Here is a 19581-nt window from a genome sequence, read left to right as displayed (position 1 = left end):
ATAGCCGTAGCTGAACCGGTAGAAGTGGGGATCAAGCTCATGCCACAAGCGCGCGCGCGACGGAGATCTTTATGTGGTGCATCCAAAATCGTTTGGGTGTTAGTTAAATCATGAATCGTAGTAAATGAAGATTGTTCAATACCCAGTTTCTCATGGATCACTTTCACCACTGGCGCAATACAGTTCGTAGTACAAGAGGCTGCGGTCACAATGCGGTGCTTATCGGCATCAAAAATGGCATCATTCACGCCCACCACAATGTTGGCAATGCCTTCTTCTTTTACCGGCGCGCTCACAACCACACGCTTCACACCCTGTTCTAAGTATTGATTCAAAATAGAGGTTTTACGGTGTACACCTGTTGCTTCAATCACCACATCACAACCAGACCAATCAACAGCGCCTATCTCTCGCTCTTGTGTAGTACGAATGCGGTGCTGATTAACGATAATGTCATTCTGTTCGTGGGTCACGCCGTGATGCCAACGCCCTTGAACCGAATCAAACTCCAGCAGGTGGGCTAATGTGTTTGTATCACCTGCTACATCATTGATAAGCACGAATTCGAGTTCAGGCCAATCAAAAGCAGCGCGCAGTGCCAAACGGCCAATACGGCCAAATCCATTGATTCCAACTTTAATCGTCATTGTATTGATCTCTTCTTCATATTAAGTGCAAGGACGTGCAGCCATTGCTTGCAAACGCTGAACATCCAATTGATATTGTTCCTGTAGACAATTGGACTCTTTTAAGCCCGCGATGACCTTACGTAACCAACCGGGTAATGTGTGTGATACATGGTAGTAAACCCACTGTCCTTCGCGTTCATCCACCAACACGCCTGATTGACGAAGTTGAGCGAGATGCCGTGATATTTTAGGCTGACTTTCATCTAAAGCGCTGGTGAGCTCACACACACATAATCGCCCTTCCCTGGCAATTAAAAGCAAACATCGCATACGGGTTTCATCAGAAAGCATTTTAAAAAACTGGTGCGGTAACATTTTAAATCTCATATATACGCATATCCATATATATTAAATTTGCGCTATCGAATGTCAATAGCCCACTCGGGATTGCAATAAAAAGTTCATAGAGATAAGAGATAAGAGATAAGAGATAAGAGATAACGACTAAAAACAGGAAAAAGATAAAGCAGAGATTAACAATAAAAACGGCAACGACTAAGCGATCTGATTGACTTGCTGGCTCCATTTTTGTGCAGACGAGAGCGCAGACACAACCTCTTGAAGATTAAGATCCAATGCATTGCAGAAGCTTTGTAGGCCTTGCCAATCCGCCCGTTCAAAGCACTCTTCTAATTGAAGTAAAGATCCAAATGGTCCACTTCTTTCAAGTAAGATCGATTTAATAGAGTCACTCAGCGGGAGTTGCTCCATCAAGTCTCCTAACGATAAATCCAGTAATGCATCCAACAATGAAAATAGCCCGATGAGAAAAGCTTGATCACGGTGGGTTGAAAAAATGGGGTTGGGTGACATAAGCAGACAGAACTGGGCCCGTTGCAGAGAGAGCTTTGATAATTCTTGAGGCTTATTACGCGAAATAAACGAGGCCACAGTTAACGAAACAAACGACTTCAACTTATCTTGGCCAAGATACAAAAGCGCCTGACGAAAAGAAGAAATTGGCACGCTTAATCGATCCGACATTGAGTTAACAAACTTAAGTAACTTATACGACAATTGAGCATCTTGGGCAATGATACGCTCCACCTTGTCGAAATCGACATCTTGCTTACACACCTCTTGAAATAGCTGCATGGCAACCACTTGATCAGGGCTAATGTAACGCTGTTTGACTAGCTCAGGTTTACTAAAGAAATAACCTTGGAACAGAGTAAACCCTGCCGACCGCGTTGTCATAAACTCTTCTCGAGTTTCCACTCTCTCGGCCAAAAATCGTAGGCGACTGTTTCTCGCCTTGAGGTTTTTGAGCATGATGCAGGCATTTGCCATCCCGACCGCCATGATGTCAATTTTCACGATCTGAACATAGGGCAGAAATGAACGCCATTCGTTGTGATAGACAAAGTCATCTAACGCAATCAAATACCCTTGTTGGTGGAGTTCTTTGATCGCAGTGAGCAACTCTTCTGTTGGTTGACAGGTTTCAAGGACCTCAATCACCACCTTATCTTTTGGCAGCATAAGCGGTAATCGACGAATTAAGCTTTGGTAAGGAAAGTTAATAAAGCAACGAGAGGATTCAATCGAAGGGTTCGTGCCGATCGCCAAAAAATTTTCAACAATAAGACGGTACGTTGCTCGATTAGATTCTATATGAGCAGGAAATGCATTATTTTCTCCGTCTCGAAATAGGAGTTCATAGCCTAATGTCTGGCGTTTAGCGTTTAGAATTGGCTGACGAGCAACGTAAATATCTTTCATGGTACAACTATCCATATGATTTGAATGCATTTAATCATATTTTTGAGCTCGCGAGTAGCGCGCCACATCCCATAAACATCGAACCAAAAACTCTATTCACCTTCCCCATCACGCTTTCGGAACGAATGAAACGACCTAATTTAGCGGATAATGAGGTATAACCCAACATCACAACGCTATCAATGGCCACCGTAGTCACACCTAAGATAAGCAACTGAGTAAGCTGATCTTGATGCGGATTAATAAATTGAGGAAATAACGCCACCAAAAACACAATAGACTTGGGGTTGGTTAAATTGATGAGTAACGCGTTGCGCATCAGCACCCAGCTCGACAAGGCAGAGTGATCCACACTCGCTTCTAAGCTGGATTGATCTCGCCACTTTTGCACACCTAGCCAAACAAGGTAAACCACGCCTACCCACTTGATAACACTAAAGGCCAACGCCGATTGAGCGACTAGGGCACCAATGCCAGCGCCCACCAACACAATATGAAACGCCAACCCCAACTGTAATCCAACGATCGCTGATAGGGATTTTTTAGTTCCATAATTGAGGCCATTACTGATCGAATTGACGGTACCAGACCCAGGGGCGAGGCTAAATACAATCGCGGTCACAACGTAGGCTAACCAAACATGCATATCCATAGAATTTCCCTCGACTAAATGGGTTTAGCCCAACATAATTTACTCTTAAGTATCACTCGAATATTGACCAAGGATATTATGAATCAATCGAGCTCCATTCACTCATCTTATACTCAAGAGTCATGTTTTGAGCAAGCCATCAGTTCAAATATTTCCCAACTTTGGCAATTGAGAACCGAAGGTTATTTAACGACCAAAGACAGAAAGAAACTGTATTGGTGTAAAGTCACCGACCCAAAACACACGAAGGCGATTGTTATTGTTAACGGACGCGTTGAATCGGCCTGGAAGTATCAGGAACTTTTCCATGATCTCTTTCACCAAGGCTATGACATCTACTCGTTCGATCATCGTGGGCAAGGAATGTCAGATCGCCTGATCGATGACACCGAGATGGGTTACATTGAAGAATTTGATGATTACATCAACGATATGGTTCAATTGGTGACTTCATTTTCTCTTGAGCATTATGAGAAACGCTACTTACTTGCGCACTCTATGGGTGGAGCAGTAGCCACTCGATATTTACAGACCAATCCAAACCACCCTTTCGATGCCGTTTCGCTCAGCGCACCGATGTTTGGCATTGCTATGTCTCGGTTAAATCGGTCTATCGCACTGCCAATGACCCAACTAATGAGCATGATGACGACGTCACCTCGCTACGCACCGGACCAAAAAGGGTATTACGCGAAACCCTTTGAGGTAAACCCTCTGACCCAAAGCTCTATTCGCTATGACTGGTTTCGACAGCTCTATGAAGACAAACCACAACTTAAATTAGGCGGGCCAACTCACCGTTGGGTGTGGCAAGGTCTAATGGCGGCGAAGCAATGCGTTCAGCAAACGAGGCGTATTGAGGTGCCGCTTCTTCTCATGCAAGCCAGTGAAGATGTCATCGTCGACAACAGGGACCAGATTCGCTTTATTAAAAAACTGGCGAAAACCAACAATCAATGTGCCTTAAAAATCGTGTACGGATCAAGACACGAGTTACTGTTTGAAAAAGATGACTATCGAAACAATGCTCTGGATTGCACGCTCCAGTTTTTTGCTCAACACTGAATATCACTTAGCGCAGACCAAAGCGTCTTAGGCATGGCATATTTTAGCCCTTAACCTCACACTAAATGAGGAAAAAGAGAAAGCTTAACTTACCCTCTTTTTTTCCTCATTATTAGCGTAAACTAGGCGCATAAAAAGACCCATTGACCCACTTTCATCCTCATGAGGATATTATGACTACTGCCGATAAACATTCTAACTTTCATATTGTTGCCTCCGACCTTGACGGTACGTTACTCGCTCCAAATCATAAACTTAGCGACTTCACAAAACGTACTCTAAAAGAGCTGCACGAGAAAGGACTGACGTTTGTTTTCGCTACTGGCCGCCATCATGTTGATGTGGCAGGCATTCGTGAACAGGTGGGCATTCCTGCTTATATGATTACGTCCAATGGAGCACGCGTTCACGATCAGAACGACCAGCTGATGTACAGCCAAAACGTGCCAAAAGATTTAATTCAACCGGTGATCGATGTCATCAAACAAGATCCTGACATCATGATTCATATTTATCAAAACGATGAATGGCTGCTAAACAAAGAAGACAGTGTACTGAAAAACTTCCATGACGAATCTGGCTTTACGTACAAAGTGTTTGATGTCGATAATGCCCCGGTCGATGGTGTCGCTAAAATATTCTTTACTCACCCTAATCACGATCATGATTATCTCGTCCAGTATGAAGATAAACTTAACGAGCTGTTCGGTGAACGAACGAATATCGCCTTCTCTACCCCTTGGTGTTTAGAAGTGATGGCAGCCGATGTATCAAAAGGCGAAGCGATTAAAGCGGTTGCCCACTCTATTGGCCAACAACTCGAAAACTGCATCGCATTTGGTGATGGAATGAACGATGTGGAAATGTTGAGCATGGCAGGACTTGGCTTGGTCATGGGCACGTCTCACCATAAAGTCATGGCAGCGCTTCCAAACAACCCTGTGATTGGTAGTAATGCCGACGATGCCGTTGCTCACTATTTGAAGGAACACCTCATTTAATCATTGATACACCCTGCAATCCCCCCTATATCATGATCCCTAGACATCAACACTCTAGACCAAAGAAAGGGCAGTCACTTGCCCTTTTATCTTGTTTCTAATTTTCGTCATCACTATGCCATAATGCATTCATTGAATTCGTTATAAGTGACTCTCATATGAAGGTATTAAAACGTTCTGCTTTACTGGTAACGCTGGCTGCACTGCAAGCTTGTTCCACCAACACCGCCTCAACCACCGCTGTTGAACCAATCAAAGCAACCCTCGATAAACCTGAAACCGTTCAACCCCAAACGTTTGTGCTTCGAGGAGAAGTCGTCATCGGCCATGAGGTAAGCAGTATTACCCCATGTGGAAGTAATAAGCAGTTCTGGTTGGCGCTCGATTCTTTGCCACTCTCACCTGCACAACATTTAGTTAAAACGCCCTACCAGCCTCTCTATGGAGAAGTGATAGGCCATCTTGTGACGCCAAGCCATCATGGCTTTGATTCAGATTTTGAAGCGCGCTTTGTTGTTGACCAAATCAACCTGTTAACCGCTGAAAATCCCAATCGATGTAACCTGCCAACAAAAGCAACGGGTATGTATGGCACTGAACCCAATTGGTCGGCCAGATTTCAAGGCAACGAGCTTATCTTCCAACGTATGGGTTTTGACGCTCAGGCGCTGACGATCACAAACCATCAAATCTCAAGTGACCAGCGTCACTACATCTTAGAAAGCGGTGAACTTTTATTAAATGCCAAGAACTGCAGCGATGGTATGAGTGATAGCTTATTTGGTTGGCAAGCTCAGGTAACCTTAGCGAATGAAACATACAAAGGTTGCGCCACACTTTCTAACCAAGACGCAACAGCAGGTTGGAGCGGTATTTATAACGCTAAATCGACGGATAATAGTAATTTCAATGTTCAAGTAGAGTTATTCCCTGATCATACGGCAGTCACTCAATACGATTATAATAACGGCGAGCCAGCGATCGTTGAGAAAGGCTATTGGCAGCAACTTAATGCCGATCAAGTCCAGGTCGTCATGACTCATCATCAACGTCAATTTCTCCGCTCAGAGCGTATATTTACCCGAGAAGGCGATCAGTTGACTGCGACCCAAGAAAAAGTCGGCGATGTCCTCTACCCTATTGCTAATGACGGATTAACGCTGTTTTCTGTCGATAGCATAGACCAATAGATAGGTCGCCTAACAAACGATGATACCGATGAATAACAAAGCATCTGCATGTACACATTGTCACTTGTCGCTGCACTGTGTCTGCGATTTGATTCCGACGATCGAATCGCCCATCCATATTGCATTGTTGATGCACGAGAATGAACTTAAGCGAGAGACCAACAGCGGTCAGTGGTTATTGGCAAGCTTAACCAAGTGTACTCAGCATACTTGGCGGCGGAACACGCCCAGCGAATCGTTGATTGAATTAATGAACCAACCGGATATCGTGCCGATGCTGGTATTTCCCAATGACTCAAGCCGCTGCGTTTCACAGACTAGGCATCATTGGAGTCTAGAGAATAACAACAAAACACCACTGTTTATTATTTTGGATGGCACTTGGCAAGAAGCGAAAAAGATGGCGAACAAGTCGCCTTGGCTTGCACAATGCCAAACCGTACACTTGTCACCCAGTACACGTTCGAATTATCAATTAAGGCGTAATCAAGCCGACGGGCATTTATGCACCTTAGAAGTCGGTGCCGAGCTGCTTCGACTGGCAGGCGCTGATCAAGCCTCGACTCAACTCACTGATTTTTTTCATCACTATATGAAGGTTTATCACGCGGATAAATGCGGTCATCGATATAAGAGTCAAGACTAACCCGTTTCAGTCACCGGTTATAAGTCGAGTAAGGAATCCAGTCGGTTTATTTCGACATCGGGCAGGACTCGGCTTCGCTGGTGGCGCATTAAGTCGGTATCTTGATCATTAAACCAACACGCCTGAAAACCATTATTTTTGGCACCCACCACATCCGTAATAAGATGATCACCCACATGCAAAATGTGTTTTGGGGCAACCTTCAAAAATTCTGAGGCTTTAACAAACAGATCTTCTGCCGGTTTCGCCCTTCCATCTGGACCCGCTTTTAATACCAAAGAAAAATACGGATCGAGTGCAATCTTGTGAACATCAACGTTCCCATTGGTGATCGCCACCAGCGGGTAACGCTGACTTAACAAAGTCAAAACTCGATGGGTTTCATCCGGAACTTGAAACTGACTGCGCAGCTCCAATACTTTGTCAATGGCCGCTGTCGCCGCCAGATCCGCTTGTTCATCGTTATAACCGAGTAACTTGAGCCCTTGATAAACTTGAGTAAAACGCCAACGTGTCACGTCATGTTTCAACATCGGCTCGTTGATCATCACATCTCTTTTTACTTGTTGCCACCACTCTAATGGTCGTTGAGCACTGATAGGATGATTCTGATGCAGCCATTGCGTGATTTTTCTCTCAACACGCAAAATCACCGGACGGTTATCATACAAGGTATCGTCAAGGTCAAAAGTCATGGCTTGAATAGGCAATACACGGCGATAAAAGCGCATCTATTTTTTGTCCTTTTTCTTGGCTCTTGGATGGGCTTGATCGTAAGCCTGTGCAAGATGTTGAAAATCTAAGTGCGTATAAATCTGGGTCGTCGAAATATTTTCATGGCCCAATAATTCCTGCACTGCACGCAAGTTGTTACTGGATTCAAGCACATGAGTCGCAAACGAGTGGCGTAATTTATGCGGGCTGATATGACTCGCTATGCCTTGTTTTTGACCCCACTCTGCCATGCGCTTTTGCACATTACGATGGGAAATTCGCACGCCAGTCTTGGAAACAAACAGCGCTTTTTCATCGTTATTTGCCATGCTTGAACGGTATTTAAGCCATTGACCAACCCATATCTTAGCTTCACCAGAAAAGGGCACTTTACGCTCTTTGTCTCCCTTACCGATAACTCGAATTTCACCCGCACTGGCACGAATATCTTTGATGTTAATGCTGACCAACTCCGCTAAGCGAAGCCCTGCCCCGTACATCAATTCCATCATGGCACGATCGCGAATTGAAAGCGGGTCATCGCCACTGTCGACGTCAAGCAACTGCCCGACTTCATCGACATCAAGATTTTTAGGTAAAGGTCGTTGCTTACGAGGGGCGGATACCCCTTTCGCAGGGTTGGCACTGAGCTCACCGCGAAGAATGAGAAAATCGAAAAAGCTTCTTAAACACGAAAGACGAGTCGCTAAGCTGCTCGCTTTCATTCCATCTCTCATTCCTTTACTAGCAAGCTGCCTTACCCAAGCGGCATCGATATCGTGCCATTCAGTAAGATTCATTGAGCTCAGCTGCATCGCCATGGTTTCTAACTGCTGTTTATAGTTTCGTTGAGTATGCAGACTTAGCCCTTTCTCGCTTCTAAGATATTCATAAAAGCGTTCTAAGGGCCGTTGTAAACTATGAGGAAGTGTTGCTGTAGGCTCGTTCATTATCGATCACTTGCCAAGGAAGAGTGCTGATTAAATGTGAGACAACCAAGCCTAGGTGGCGCAAAAACAAGGTATCCATATGAGGCTGAAAATGCCCACCATCTTCGCTAGAGAAAACCAGAACGCCAAGGGTTTTGTCTTTTCCTAACGGAAGCACGACATAAGAACCCAGCTCAGGCGCGCGCGAATGCTCCCCGAATAACTCTAGCCGATCAATCTTGCGTAAGCGTCCTAAATAAGCGGGCTTACCGTTGAGATGATTCAAAGAAAAACGTTGGATTTGTTCTTGGTTCGTCATGTACTTGGCTGCTTGGGCATCAATCAATCGAACATACGCCTTTAAAGACAGTGCGTTAGCTTTCGTTTCAATAGCAGCAAAGACGCTATTCAGATCTTGGCATTTCAGTACTTGCTCTTGAAGATCCATAAACTCATGGAACGTATGGTCATTTTTAGCCGCGAGTGACATTAGCGTGGTGATCTCTTCTTCAAGCTCTTCAATGCGTTGGCGCTGCCTATTTAGCTGCACATGAACCAGAGACACCGCCCCTTGTTCTTGATGAGGCAATGAAAGGCGATCAACCAATGCTTTACGTTGTAAAAAGAAATCGGGGTGGTCTTTAAGATACTCGGCAACCACTTCAGCGGTTAACGTATCCGCTTCTATATGAGACAAAATCATTCCTTAATTAGCTGTTATGAGCTTAGTTAATTAGCAAGTAGGCGTGACCAAAAATGAGCTAACAAAACTGAATTAACAAGAAAGCTGACCATCAAAAACATGGGTCGCTGGGCCTGTCATATACAGTGGATGGCCAGGGCCTTGCCACTCAATATACAAAGAGCCACCAGGTAAATGCACCGTGACTGAGCTATCGAGCAACCCCTGAACAATCCCTACCGCGACCGCTCCGCAAGCACCACTTCCACATGCTTGGGTTTCACCGGCTCCGCGCTCATAGACACGCAATCGAACTTCATCACGGCTAATGACTTGCATAAAGCCTGCATTAACTCGTTCAGGAAAACGCTCATGGGACTCCAACAATGGCCCTAACCTGTCAACATCGGTAGTATCGAGGTCATCGACAACAGTAACCACATGAGGATTACCCATGCTAACAGCACCACAAAAGAGGGTATCGTCATCCGTACGTAAGATGTATGTCTTCTCGGTTTGCTTGGCTTTAAAAGGGATTTTGCTCGGTTCAAATACGGGTTCGCCCATATTTGCCGTGACCTGATCATCCTCTTCAATCGCCAGTGTCATCTTGCCTTTCTTGGTACTCACATTCACCGTAAATTTATTTGTAAGACCTTTCATCCGCACAAATCTAGCGAAGCAACGAGCACCGTTTCCACACTGCTCAACTTCACTGCCATCCGCGTTAAAAATGCGGTAATGGAAATCAGTTTCCGGATCATAAGGGGCTTCAACCACCAACAACTGGTCAAAACCAACACCAGTATGTCGATTCGCCAAACGACGAATCAAATCTGGCGAGAAGAAAATATTTTGGGTAATGCAATCAACAACCATAAAGTCATTACCCAATCCGTGCATTTTAGAAAAATGGAAATGCATAGTACTACTGTTACTCCGGTAAGATGTTCTCTAAAGCCCAAAGACTAGATAGCTCTTCACGCTGACGAACTAAGTGCGTTTTATCACCGTCAACCATGACTTCTGCAACACGAGCACGTGTGTTGTAGTTTGATGACATAACAAATCCATAGGCACCCGCAGAACGAATCGCCAGTAAATCACCTTCAGCAAGAACCAAGCTACGATCTTTACCTAAAAAGTCGCCCGTTTCACAAATCGGGCCGACAATATCATACGTTTTGGCTTCACCTTGTCTTGGAACCACTGGCACAATATCTTGCCATGCCTGGTAAAGCGCAGGGCGCATTAAATCGTTCATCGCCGCATCAATAATGGCGAAGTTTTTATGCTCGGTATGTTTCACGAACTCAACTTTGGTCAACAACACACCTGCGTTCGCAGCGATGGCTCGGCCTGGTTCAAAAATCAGCTCGAGATCAGGATGATTGCCTAAACGAGACAGAAGCGCTTTCGCGTAATCCGTTGGCTGTGGCGGTTGTTCATCTCGGTACACAACACCTAAACCGCCACCCACATCAAGGTGCACAATATCAATGCCATCGGCTTTCAATTGATCAATCAGAGTGAGTAATCGATCCGTTGCATCGATGAAAGGTTCAAGATCCGTCAATTGCGATCCAATGTGGCAATCAATGCCTTGGATATTCAGGTTCTCAAGACTTTGGGCAAATTTGTATACCGCTGGCGCTCTATCAAACGCGATGCCAAATTTGTTGTCGCGCAAACCTGTAGAAATATAAGGGTGAGTATTGGCATCCACATCGGGATTAATACGTAACGAAATCGGAGCAATCACTCCAAGCGACTGAGCCACTTTATTTAAACGCTCTAACTCTGACTCCGATTCAACATTAAAACACTTAATCTTTAGCTCTAATGCACGCTTCATTTCCGCTTCAGTTTTACCAACACCAGAAAAAACCACTTTCTTTGGATCGCCACCAGCAGCGATAACGCGTTCAAGTTCACCAGCCGAAACAATATCAAACCCTGAACCAATACGAGCCAATGCGTTCAACACGCCTAGGTTGGAGTTTGCTTTTACGGCATAACAGACAAGATGCGGGTGATCACCAACAGATTTATCAAATGCGTTCCAATGACGTTCAAGCGTCGCTCGTGAATAGACATATAAAGGCGAGCCATATTGCTCAACTAAGCTCGTTAGCGCTGTATCTTCAGCCCATAACTGGCCATCATCCTGGTAGTTGAAATAATCCAAAGTGTTTTCCTTTCTAAATTAGACTGATCTTTCTTATTTATTGTGTTTGTTTTATTTTATTGAGCTTGTTCATTTTGTGGCGCTTCTTCTGGCATGTACAATCCGCCAGTTTGCCCACAGCCTGCAATTGTAAAAATAGAGAGCATAAAAAGTGCTACAATCGATTTTTTCATTTTGCATCTCGTGATTATTGATTCAATGCCCCCTATAATCGCACCACAGTCTAGAAAAGCAATAGGATAACAACGATGAACGATATGGAATTTCATCAACAGGTCGATTTACAAATACAGAGTATTGAAGATGCGATTGATGAATCAGGTGCAGATATTGATTTTGAAGCGTCTGGAAATGTGCTGACCTTAGAGTTTGATGATAGAAGTCAAATCATCATCAACCGCCAAGAACCGATGCATGAAATATGGTTAGCATCGAAATCAGGGGGTTTTCACTTCAAGTTTATCGATCAACAATGGATTTGCTCAAAGACCGGAATGGCGCTTTTCACTATGGTCAAACAGGAATGTGAAAAGCACGCCAATGAAAGCATCGACTGGCCTTAGAGGCGATTCTCAATCTTTAAAGCAATAAAAAAGAGTACGTAATGTACTCTTTTTTATTTATGCATTGACTACTCTCGATGGCTTGGAATAAGCCGCATTATCATTTCTATAAGGGACAACATAACAATCCCCTTCCTCAGGATGAACGATTTGATAGTACTGAGGCAGGTTGAAGTTAATGGCGTCACAAGACGCTAAGGTTTCATCTTTGGCGGAAGTATAAAAAGTATTGACGCTTGTAATCATGTCATCTTTTTCACCACTAAACTGGTGGTAAACTTCGCTCAAGTTATTTTCGTCCAACACATAAATATTGAAGCCCTGATCGGTATCTTCAAAGAAAAATTGCACTAAGCCTTCACTCGCAAAGCCATCAATGACAACGGGCAGCTCACAATCTTGCTCTTTGTCGATCATCAATAGTGGAGAGCCATTGAGCTTATTGGTGGAAATACTCCGATAGAAATCGATAGAGTTCTCTAATTTCTGAACGGAAACACCTCGTCTTTCAAAAAACAATCCATACATCTGCTGTCCAATACGCATCGCTTTGAATCGGCGGCGTTTTTCTTTTTCAATTGGCTTCAAACGTAAATCGATACACTCAGCAAGCAATTGGTATACGGTATTTCGAATCACACCACGAAAATTTTTGGCGTAACAGAAAACATCGACAGATTCCGGGGGTATCGCATCTTGATGCATTTTGCCTAACACGGTTTTCAGTGCATCTAAAATCGCTGTTTCACCCTGAAAATGCAGAGTTCGAACTTCATGCCATGAATTACGATAAACCAAATCGACACTGCCGATTAAGCTCTTCTGCTCTTTATCAAAGCTGAAAATATCAATATCTTTCATATCAACACGCATAGTCTTGGTGTTGATGTCAGCCGTGGGATCACTTTCAAAATTAATAAACATAGCCAACTGGCTAATTTCACATGGACTTGCCAGCGCTTGCATCGTTGGGCGACGTTTACGTAAAGAGAAGGTATTACGCAGATCACTCACCATCTGATAAAACTTATCAATGTCTAACTGAGCTTTGCGAACAACCGAATGCAAACGGGTCGATTCGGTAATCATGCCATTAAAGAATGCCCATGCCACTAACTTACTGAGGTATTCATGATGCTCGAGGCTTGGCTGACCAATAATACGATGCGGTATTAGTGGCTGCTTATACAAATACCAACCGGGTAAATTGGAATGACTGTTTTGAACTTCGATGAAGGTTAAATCAGGCTCATGTAAATCAGGAGAAATCTGTGGATTAAGTAATGTCACCTTGCCTGGAAGCACTTCGAATGCGGCGTAGAGCTTACGAGCCAAGATACTAATATCTTGAGGGCTAATGGCTGAGGTAATGTCATTTTTTCGAGCGAACTGAATCAGGTTTCGATAGCTGAGCATTAGAGCATCAAGCAGGGCATGATGCACAATCTTAACTTGCTCTACTTTCCAATGGCGACGATCATCGAGTTCAGTAATCACGTCCGAACCCCAATTCCAATGCTTCGTCATGTCAGCGAGAGCTTCACGACGCCACGCTACAGAGCCGACACCAGGCTCTCTAGAGAGCTTTTCATGTGTTTTTAAATAAAAGCAACGTCTTACCAGGTCCAACCGAGATTCATCACCGATTCGCTCTAGGTAACGCGTCACTTTCTCAAGCATCAAATAATAAGCATCCATCCCATACAAATCGGGCTCATCAGCAAAGAAACGTCGCTTGGTATCGAGGCTTAATAATTGCGTATTTGGGTATTCCCATGAATATGCTTCAAGCAATATCGCTTTAAGTACCGACTTATAGGGAGAATCAATACTTTTATACAACTGCCACAAGTTTGAGCCAAAATACTCTTCTGCCGGAATGCGATTAAGTTTGCCAAAGTTGATCCACTCACTGCAGTCAATACCACCGCGAGCACAAAGCTGTTTTACATAATCGTCGTAGCACTCTTCCATTTCAGGAGGAACGATTTGCCACAACAGTCTCTGCCCCGCGAGACGAACGGCTGAACGATAAAATTCATCAAGAAGCAGTAAGTGTTGAGAGGACCCACAGTTGTCACCGGTCATCTCTTCAGAGTGGTTATGCTTAAACCGTGTTTCATCCATCAAAAAGAAGTTAGCTTCAATACCCTGAGTTTTTGCCCAATCGGTAATATTTAAACACTTACTCGTTAGGATTGCTCTATGCTCGAGTGTCATATTGGGTGAAATACACACCCAAATATCTAAATCACTCGACGTGCTCTGACCAATAGAAGACGTGCTGCCCATGGTGTACAACCCCAAAATAGCAGGCGTATCAGAGGATTTTAATGAGTGATTAACTGTCTTTTCTGTGTCTTCAATGTATTGACGTTGAATATCCGAGGCTTCAAAAGAGAGAATTCCGTGTGGCGCTTCACCGCCTGAATAACCAGGAATAATAGGGTGGTCAAAATGAAAAAGAAGCGGGATAAGGTTAAATACACGCTGACCTTGCAGATCCATTAGCGCCAGCGCACGCTCAATGCGTTGCTGGTTCAAGCGGTCTAATCGTTGGATTAAAGTCTGTGTATAAGCCTGCAAGGGTGTTTCCTTGATTGAATTATAGTGTTGTGTTTCGTTCATCTTTCGAGCAAACCACAATAACAAAACGTGATCAATCTAACACTTTTTATTGATTTGGTAAAGAATTGAACCGAGTTCAAACAAAAAAGCCATTTCTGCATCTTCGATTTCTAATTTTTACCTAGTGTCGTAGTTAACTCGCATTCCTAACAATAGGTCACACCACAAATGCGAGATATCTCACATAATTTTCAGCTAATTGTACCATCTCATCCTCAATTTTATAACCAAGTGATCTAGTAGTAATACTTTCAGAATGGGAGTGGTAGGATTAAGAAAAATATCAATCGACGAAGACACCTATGACCCATACCACCCCGATTCGTATCGCCACTCGAAAAAGCCCTCTTGCGCTTTGGCAAGCCTATTTTGTTAAAGATGCTCTTCAGTGTGCTCATCCCGGCCTTGAAGTCGAGCTCGTTACCATGGTGACCAAAGGCGATATTATCCTTGATACACCATTGGCAAAAGTGGGGGGGAAAGGCTTATTTGTGAAAGAACTAGAAGTCGCGATGCTAGAAGGGCGTGCTGACCTCGCGGTACACTCAATGAAAGATGTGCCTGTTGATTTTCCGGACGGCCTAGGTCTTGTCACTATTTGTGAACGTGAAGATCCAAGAGATGCTTTTGTCTCCCATCACTACGCGAGTATTGAAGAACTCCCACAAGGTGCGCTTGTCGGCACCTGCAGTCTACGCCGCCAATGCCAACTACTTGAAGCTCGACCTGATCTTGTGATCAAAGAACTGCGCGGAAATGTTGGAACGCGATTGGGGAAATTAGATGCCGGTGATTACGATGCCATCGTTCTTGCCGCAGCAGGATTAAAACGCTTAAACCTGGAAGAGCGTATTCGCAGTTTCATTGAACCAGAGCAATCGTTACCTGCGGTAGGGCAAGGTGCGGTTGGAATCGAATGTCGCTTGGATGATGAGCGACTGATTAAACTATTGGAGCCTCTTAATCACGCAGACACAGCAGACCGAGTTCTATGTGAGCGCGCGATGAATCTAACGCTTGAAGGTGGCTGTCAGGTTCCGATTGGTAGCTATTCACTACTTGAAGGTGACGATATTTGGTTACGTGCCCTTGTTGGCGAACCTGATGGTTCAAAAATGGTACGTGGAGAGATCCGTGGCCCTAGAACACAAGCTGAGCAGTTAGGTGTTCAATTAGCCCATCAATTGCTCGATGATGGCGCAAAAGAAATCCTTTCAAAATTGTACGCTGAGCACGAATAATTTATGGCGGTGTTGGTCACTCGTCCTGAACCCCAAGGGTTTCAGCTATGCCAGCAGCTATCGGAGGTGGGGATTTCAGCGCTCCACCATCCACTGATTACGATCACCCCTGTTCCACAGATTATTGAACAAATAAAGCATCTAGATAGCTTTGATATTGTCATCGCGGTCAGTCAGCACGCGGTCGACATAACTCATCAAGCTTTACTCAGCAGCTCAAAATCTTGGCCCACTCATCCGACCTATATTGCTGTCGGTCAAAAAACCGCACAGATTTTAAGCAAACTCGCCCAACAAAAAGTACACTACCCGAAGGTTGGTGATAGTGAACATTTATTGGCACTACCGTCTCTTCAATCGATTCAGAGCAAACGTATTGTTATTCTGCGGGGTGATGGTGGACGAGAGCTCATTTACGACACATTAAAAACACGTTTAGCCCAAGTTGAGTACCGAGAGGTCTATCAACGGGATTACATAGATTTTCAATCCGATACTTGTGTGTCTAATTGGCAGAAGCAATCTATTGATACCTTAGTGATTACAAGCACTGGGCAATTGAATTTCTTCGCTTCTCAAATAGATCCAGCCTATCGCGGTTGGTTGTACCAGCTTCAGTTGCTGGTACCAAGTGAACGAATAGCAAACGACGCACAACGATTAGGGTTTAACTCAGTCACGAATACCGGTAGTGCTTCAAACCGCGATTTAGTGGCTGCTCTACAGCTTAAAAAACAGGACTATAAGCAATGACAAGCAAAAAAAATAATGAGCATATTGAACCTGAAAAACAAACCAAGTCAGACGCTAATGATACTGGCCTGAAAAATACGAAACAGGCTATTGAAGCTTCAGAAAAACCGCCAGAGCCTCAAGCACATCAAGGGGCGTCAAATTCCGAGAAGAGTGTTGAAATAAGTGATGGTAAGTCAGACGCATTCGAGCGCAGTCAAAAAGCAAAACCAACGGATAAGCCACCAGTGAAAAACTCTCGTAAGCTAAGCATTGCTGCAATCATTTTATCCCTGTTAATTGGTGGGGTGCTTTCCTTTAAAATTCAGCAGCAGAACGAATCCAATCTCGCTCAAATTGACGCATTAAAGATCCAATTAACAGAATCGAAATCAGAGTTCTCACAACAAGTTGCAGAAGCCCAAAAAGAGACCATCAATCAAGCTTCTCAAATAACGAATAAAGCCGAAGTCTTATTGAATCAGCAGCAAAAAAGCATTGAGAGTTTGCAAATGGCTCTCGCCGACATGAAAGGTCGTCGACCAAATGATTGGTTGCTAGCGGAAGCCGATTACTTGGTCAAACTGGCAGGACGTAAATTATTTCTAGAGAAAGACGCCGTCAGTGCAACTCACTTGATGGAAAGTGCCGATCAAAGTATCGCCTCTCTTAATGATCCAAGTTTAGTTCCGCTACGAAAGGCGATAGCCACTGACATTACCCAATTGAAATCAATACCGATAGTGGATCGTGATGGTCTTGTTCTTCGCCTAACCTCATTACAAAAACAAGCAGACACATTACCTCTTGCCAATGCCATTCTTCCTGAAGCGCAGGTTCAAGAAGCACCTGTCGTCTCAAAAGACATCTACGAGTGGCAAGACAATTTAATAACGTCACTTAAAGATTTTTCAGAGAATTTCATAACGTTCAGAACCAGAGATGGCAACATCGTTCCTTTGCTGTCTCCACAGCAAGACTTTTATTTAAGAGAGAACATAAAGGCTAAGTTGGAAACTGCGATTAAGGCCACCTACGCTGAACAAGAAGAGGTCTATAACACCGCATTAATCACCGCTCATCAATGGTCGAGTGCTTTTTTCAACGCCAACGATAACGCGGTTAAAGAGTTCAACGCAGCCCTCGAGCATTTATCAAAGCAAAACATCCAGGTAGCTTATCCAGGGAAGCTAACCACACAAAATATTCTGTCCGATGTCATTACAGAGCGTTTACGACGTGAAGTTGCCCCTCTCGTTACGGAGGATAAATAATGTTTCGTTCGATTTTTCTATTCGTAACCTTAGGCATAGGCCTGTCTATTGGCACTCAGTATTCAGGACAACAAGGTTACGTACTGATATCCATTGCGGATAAGACCATTGAGATGAGCGTTACCACACTGGTTATTTTCGTCATCGCAACTCTAGCGGCGCTGTTCTTTTTAGAATTTTTGATTAAGAAAGCACTAAGAGCAAGCTCAACAACCTGGAACTGGTTCAGTGTGAGAAAGCTCAAACGCTCAAGGCGCTTAACCAACGAAGGCATCATTAAATTACTAGAAGGCGATTGGAAAGGTGCTGAGAAAAAAGTGACTCGATGGGCCAATCATCATGATATGCCATTACTGTGCTATTTGGTTGCGTCTGAAGCCGCACAAGGGCTAGGAGATAAAACAAAGCGCGATCATTACTTAGCTCTAGCCAGTGAGCAAGAGAACGCCCATTTGGCGGTTGAACTGACGAAAGCCAAGCAGCAAGTAAGAGAATCAGAATACGAACTGGCCTTTGATACACTCTCAAATCTTAAAGCAGATTACCCAAACAATACCATCATCCTCAACCTGCTTAAGACCGTCTACTTAGAACTTAATCTATGGCAACTTCTGCTTGAACTGATCCCAAAACTGTCTAAAAACAAACTACTTGATGCTGAGGAACAAAAGCAGATTGAACAAAAAGCACAATGTGGATTGCTCAGTGAGATCGCCGCACAAAAAGGCAGTGAAGGGTTAATTTATCATTGGGATAAGTTACCTAAAAAAGTTAAAGCAGATACCCATCTTATCGGTTGCCTTATTAAGCAACTTATTGTCCGAAAAGCCGATAATCAAGCTTATACAATATTGAAAGAAGCGTTAAAAAAACAACCTACGCCCGATCTTTATGCGTTGCTACCCGACATCAACTTGTCAGACTCGCATCCTCCGATTCAATTACTATTGGGGACCATTAAAAAAGATTCCAGCAATGCGAGCGCACATAGTGCCTTGGCTCAGTTCTATCTCAGAGAAGGGAACTGGCGAGAAGCTCAAACGCATTTAGAAGCTGCATTATCTATACGCTCTAATATTTCAGACTACGCTTATCTTGCTGATGCATTGGAGAAACAAGATATGTCGAAAGCAGCCCATGAGGTATCGAAGAAGGCATTGATGCTAGTGAATAATTCGTAGCGACAACGATTTTATTCGTAACCGTATGCCGACAGATATGTCGGCATTTTTTTGCACAAATACCTGGTTGTAGGTTCTGAAAAACTATCTGTAAACACCCCCACTATCTGTACTATAAATTTCCTTGAACACATATCTAGAGCTAGCGAGTAATGCCGTCATAGTGGGGTTATAATTGATGTTTCTAGCTAGAATGGCGACGATAATGCAAGGGGGATTGAGTCATGCCAGTGCCATCAATGGTCCACAATACTCACTTGAACTCACCCCTATAGAACAAGTTTGGTTATGGTTATGGTTATGGTTATGGTAACACTATCCAGAGAGACAAAACCTTATGACTATAACGACATTGTTTCCACGCTCAGTCACACTTGAGATGCGTTTCCTGACGGACTTGGAACATGTTGTAAAAGAGATGAGATATAGCTGATGAGTTGATTTTCTGATTAGCATTATTCAAACGTAAAAAAGCCCAAGTCTT

General features: G+C 43.9%; 21 protein-coding genes. 10 read left to right on the top strand and 11 right to left on the bottom strand.

What is annotated here, in order from left to right; translation table 11 throughout:
• The 4 genes from ACP45E_RS06120 to rhtB all read right to left on the bottom strand — a co-directional run.
• Nucleotides 1-647, bottom strand: a 647-nt coding sequence (locus ACP45E_RS06120; protein ID WP_277815682.1) for a glyceraldehyde 3-phosphate dehydrogenase NAD-binding domain-containing protein, incomplete at its 3' end; no start/stop codon positions are given.
• Nucleotides 648-668: 21 nt separating this feature from the next.
• Nucleotides 669-1004 carry a metalloregulator ArsR/SmtB family transcription factor gene (locus ACP45E_RS06115; protein ID WP_017036850.1) on the bottom strand — a complete coding sequence of 112 codons (336 nt, stop codon included), beginning with the start codon at nucleotides 1002-1004 and terminating at the stop codon, nucleotides 669-671.
• Nucleotides 1005-1184: 180 nt separating this feature from the next.
• Nucleotides 1185-2411, bottom strand: coding sequence for an EAL and HDOD domain-containing protein (locus ACP45E_RS06110; RefSeq protein ID WP_017038505.1), 1227 nt, complete (start codon nucleotides 2409-2411; stop codon nucleotides 1185-1187).
• 34 nt (nucleotides 2412-2445) lie between these two features.
• Nucleotides 2446-3063 (bottom strand): homoserine/homoserine lactone efflux protein, encoded by a 618-nt coding sequence (gene rhtB, locus ACP45E_RS06105; protein ID WP_017036848.1) that lies wholly within the window; start codon nucleotides 3061-3063, stop codon nucleotides 2446-2448.
• A gap of 78 nt (nucleotides 3064-3141) precedes the next feature.
• Between rhtB and ACP45E_RS06100 the strand changes: the two genes are divergently transcribed.
• From ACP45E_RS06100 to ACP45E_RS06085, 4 genes are all read left to right on the top strand, one after another.
• Nucleotides 3142-4128 carry an alpha/beta fold hydrolase gene (locus ACP45E_RS06100; protein ID WP_017036847.1) on the top strand — a complete coding sequence of 329 codons (987 nt, stop codon included), beginning with the start codon at nucleotides 3142-3144 and terminating at the stop codon, nucleotides 4126-4128.
• 173 nt (nucleotides 4129-4301) lie between these two features.
• The gene (locus ACP45E_RS06095) at nucleotides 4302-5129 is read left to right on the top strand and encodes a Cof-type HAD-IIB family hydrolase (protein ID WP_017036846.1); all 828 of its coding nucleotides are present in this window, start codon (nucleotides 4302-4304) and stop codon (nucleotides 5127-5129) included.
• A gap of 158 nt (nucleotides 5130-5287) precedes the next feature.
• Nucleotides 5288-6319: a COG3650 family protein gene (locus tag ACP45E_RS06090; RefSeq protein WP_017036845.1), complete on the top strand. Its 1032-nt coding sequence runs from the start codon at nucleotides 5288-5290 to the stop codon at nucleotides 6317-6319.
• Between the two features lie 28 nt (nucleotides 6320-6347).
• Nucleotides 6348-6965 carry a tRNA-uridine aminocarboxypropyltransferase gene (locus ACP45E_RS06085; RefSeq protein ID WP_083251590.1) on the top strand — a complete coding sequence of 206 codons (618 nt, stop codon included), beginning with the start codon at nucleotides 6348-6350 and terminating at the stop codon, nucleotides 6963-6965.
• 17 nt (nucleotides 6966-6982) lie between these two features.
• Here the strand turns inward: ACP45E_RS06085 and yigB are convergent, their stop codons facing one another.
• The 6 genes from yigB to lptM form a co-directional block, all read right to left on the bottom strand.
• Nucleotides 6983-7696, bottom strand: coding sequence for a 5-amino-6-(5-phospho-D-ribitylamino)uracil phosphatase YigB (yigB, locus tag ACP45E_RS06080; protein WP_017038506.1), 714 nt, complete (start codon nucleotides 7694-7696; stop codon nucleotides 6983-6985).
• On the bottom strand, nucleotides 7697-8629 hold the full coding sequence (gene xerC, locus ACP45E_RS06075; RefSeq protein WP_017036842.1) for a tyrosine recombinase XerC: 933 nt from the start codon (nucleotides 8627-8629) through the stop codon (nucleotides 7697-7699).
• Entirely contained in the window at nucleotides 8598-9305 is a 708-nt protein-coding gene (locus tag ACP45E_RS06070; RefSeq protein WP_017038507.1) for a DUF484 family protein, read from the bottom strand. Before ACP45E_RS06070 ends, xerC begins: the two co-directional genes overlap by 32 nt.
• A 78-nt stretch (nucleotides 9306-9383) precedes the next feature.
• Nucleotides 9384-10214, bottom strand: a complete 831-nt coding sequence (dapF, locus tag ACP45E_RS06065) for a diaminopimelate epimerase (protein ID WP_017038508.1) — start codon at nucleotides 10212-10214, stop codon at nucleotides 9384-9386.
• A gap of 10 nt (nucleotides 10215-10224) precedes the next feature.
• Nucleotides 10225-11478 (bottom strand): diaminopimelate decarboxylase, encoded by a 1254-nt coding sequence (gene lysA / locus ACP45E_RS06060; protein ID WP_017036839.1) that lies wholly within the window; start codon nucleotides 11476-11478, stop codon nucleotides 10225-10227.
• Between the two features lie 56 nt (nucleotides 11479-11534).
• Nucleotides 11535-11651 (bottom strand): LPS translocon maturation chaperone LptM, encoded by a 117-nt coding sequence (gene lptM, locus ACP45E_RS06055; protein WP_017036838.1) that lies wholly within the window; start codon nucleotides 11649-11651, stop codon nucleotides 11535-11537.
• 75 nt (nucleotides 11652-11726) lie between these two features.
• Between lptM and cyaY the strand changes: the two genes are divergently transcribed.
• A complete protein-coding gene (cyaY, locus tag ACP45E_RS06050) occupies nucleotides 11727-12041 on the top strand; it encodes an iron donor protein CyaY (RefSeq protein WP_017036837.1) in 315 nt (104 codons plus the stop codon).
• Between the two features lie 57 nt (nucleotides 12042-12098).
• On the opposite strand, the gene ACP45E_RS06045 is transcribed toward cyaY, so the two are convergent.
• Nucleotides 12099-14627, bottom strand: coding sequence for a class I adenylate cyclase (locus tag ACP45E_RS06045; RefSeq protein ID WP_017036836.1), 2529 nt, complete (start codon nucleotides 14625-14627; stop codon nucleotides 12099-12101).
• Nucleotides 14628-14971: 344 nt separating this feature from the next.
• Here ACP45E_RS06045 and hemC point away from each other — a divergent pair, with 344 nt between their 5' ends.
• From hemC to ACP45E_RS06020, 5 genes are all read left to right on the top strand, one after another.
• Nucleotides 14972-15910, top strand: coding sequence for a hydroxymethylbilane synthase (hemC, locus tag ACP45E_RS06040; RefSeq protein WP_069584803.1), 939 nt, complete (start codon nucleotides 14972-14974; stop codon nucleotides 15908-15910).
• A gap of 3 nt (nucleotides 15911-15913) precedes the next feature.
• Nucleotides 15914-16663: a uroporphyrinogen-III synthase gene (locus tag ACP45E_RS06035; protein ID WP_017038510.1), complete on the top strand. Its 750-nt coding sequence runs from the start codon at nucleotides 15914-15916 to the stop codon at nucleotides 16661-16663.
• Nucleotides 16660-17916 (top strand): uroporphyrinogen-III C-methyltransferase, encoded by a 1257-nt coding sequence (locus tag ACP45E_RS06030; RefSeq protein WP_017038511.1) that lies wholly within the window; start codon nucleotides 16660-16662, stop codon nucleotides 17914-17916. The genes ACP45E_RS06035 and ACP45E_RS06030 overlap by 4 nt, the downstream gene beginning before the upstream one ends.
• Nucleotides 17916-19097, top strand: coding sequence for a heme biosynthesis protein HemY (locus tag ACP45E_RS06025; RefSeq protein ID WP_017038512.1), 1182 nt, complete (start codon nucleotides 17916-17918; stop codon nucleotides 19095-19097). Before ACP45E_RS06030 ends, ACP45E_RS06025 begins: the two co-directional genes overlap by 1 nt.
• Before the next feature lie 178 nt (nucleotides 19098-19275).
• On the top strand, nucleotides 19276-19410 hold the full coding sequence (locus tag ACP45E_RS06020) for a hypothetical protein (protein WP_426510750.1): 135 nt from the start codon (nucleotides 19276-19278) through the stop codon (nucleotides 19408-19410).
• The last annotated feature ends 171 nt before the right edge of the window (nucleotides 19411-19581 follow it).

The sequence above is a fragment of the Vibrio genomosp. F10 str. 9ZD137 genome, assembly GCF_049974785.1.
Classification (GTDB): Bacteria; Pseudomonadota; Gammaproteobacteria; order Enterobacterales; family Vibrionaceae; genus Vibrio.
The sequence above is the reverse complement of the archived record's forward strand: the minus strand, read 5'-3'. Positions and strand labels throughout refer to the sequence as shown.

What these genes read in the sequence shown, in the direction of transcription:
- ACP45E_RS06030 (WP_017038511.1), top strand. Translation starts at nt 16,660, where the DNA reads ATGACAAGCAAAAAAAATAATGAGCATATTGAACCTGAAAAACAAACC.
- rhtB (WP_017036848.1), bottom strand. Translation starts at nt 3,063, where the DNA reads ATGGATATGCATGTTTGGTTAGCCTACGTTGTGACCGCGATTGTATTT.
- cyaY (WP_017036837.1), top strand. Translation starts at nt 11,727, where the DNA reads ATGAACGATATGGAATTTCATCAACAGGTCGATTTACAAATACAGAGT.
- ACP45E_RS06020 (WP_426510750.1), top strand. Translation starts at nt 19,276, where the DNA reads ATGTTTCTAGCTAGAATGGCGACGATAATGCAAGGGGGATTGAGTCAT.
- ACP45E_RS06025 (WP_017038512.1), top strand. Translation starts at nt 17,916, where the DNA reads ATGTTTCGTTCGATTTTTCTATTCGTAACCTTAGGCATAGGCCTGTCT.
- ACP45E_RS06095 (WP_017036846.1), top strand. Translation starts at nt 4,302, where the DNA reads ATGACTACTGCCGATAAACATTCTAACTTTCATATTGTTGCCTCCGAC.
- ACP45E_RS06115 (WP_017036850.1), bottom strand. Translation starts at nt 1,004, where the DNA reads ATGTTACCGCACCAGTTTTTTAAAATGCTTTCTGATGAAACCCGTATG.
- xerC (WP_017036842.1), bottom strand. Translation starts at nt 8,629, where the DNA reads ATGAACGAGCCTACAGCAACACTTCCTCATAGTTTACAACGGCCCTTA.
- ACP45E_RS06110 (WP_017038505.1), bottom strand. Translation starts at nt 2,411, where the DNA reads ATGAAAGATATTTACGTTGCTCGTCAGCCAATTCTAAACGCTAAACGC.
- dapF (WP_017038508.1), bottom strand. Translation starts at nt 10,214, where the DNA reads ATGCATTTCCATTTTTCTAAAATGCACGGATTGGGTAATGACTTTATG.
- ACP45E_RS06090 (WP_017036845.1), top strand. Translation starts at nt 5,288, where the DNA reads ATGAAGGTATTAAAACGTTCTGCTTTACTGGTAACGCTGGCTGCACTG.
- hemC (WP_069584803.1), top strand. Translation starts at nt 14,972, where the DNA reads ATGACCCATACCACCCCGATTCGTATCGCCACTCGAAAAAGCCCTCTT.
- ACP45E_RS06100 (WP_017036847.1), top strand. Translation starts at nt 3,142, where the DNA reads ATGAATCAATCGAGCTCCATTCACTCATCTTATACTCAAGAGTCATGT.
- yigB (WP_017038506.1), bottom strand. Translation starts at nt 7,696, where the DNA reads ATGCGCTTTTATCGCCGTGTATTGCCTATTCAAGCCATGACTTTTGAC.
- ACP45E_RS06085 (WP_083251590.1), top strand. Translation starts at nt 6,348, where the DNA reads ATGAATAACAAAGCATCTGCATGTACACATTGTCACTTGTCGCTGCAC.
- lptM (WP_017036838.1), bottom strand. Translation starts at nt 11,651, where the DNA reads ATGAAAAAATCGATTGTAGCACTTTTTATGCTCTCTATTTTTACAATT.
- ACP45E_RS06035 (WP_017038510.1), top strand. Translation starts at nt 15,914, where the DNA reads ATGGCGGTGTTGGTCACTCGTCCTGAACCCCAAGGGTTTCAGCTATGC.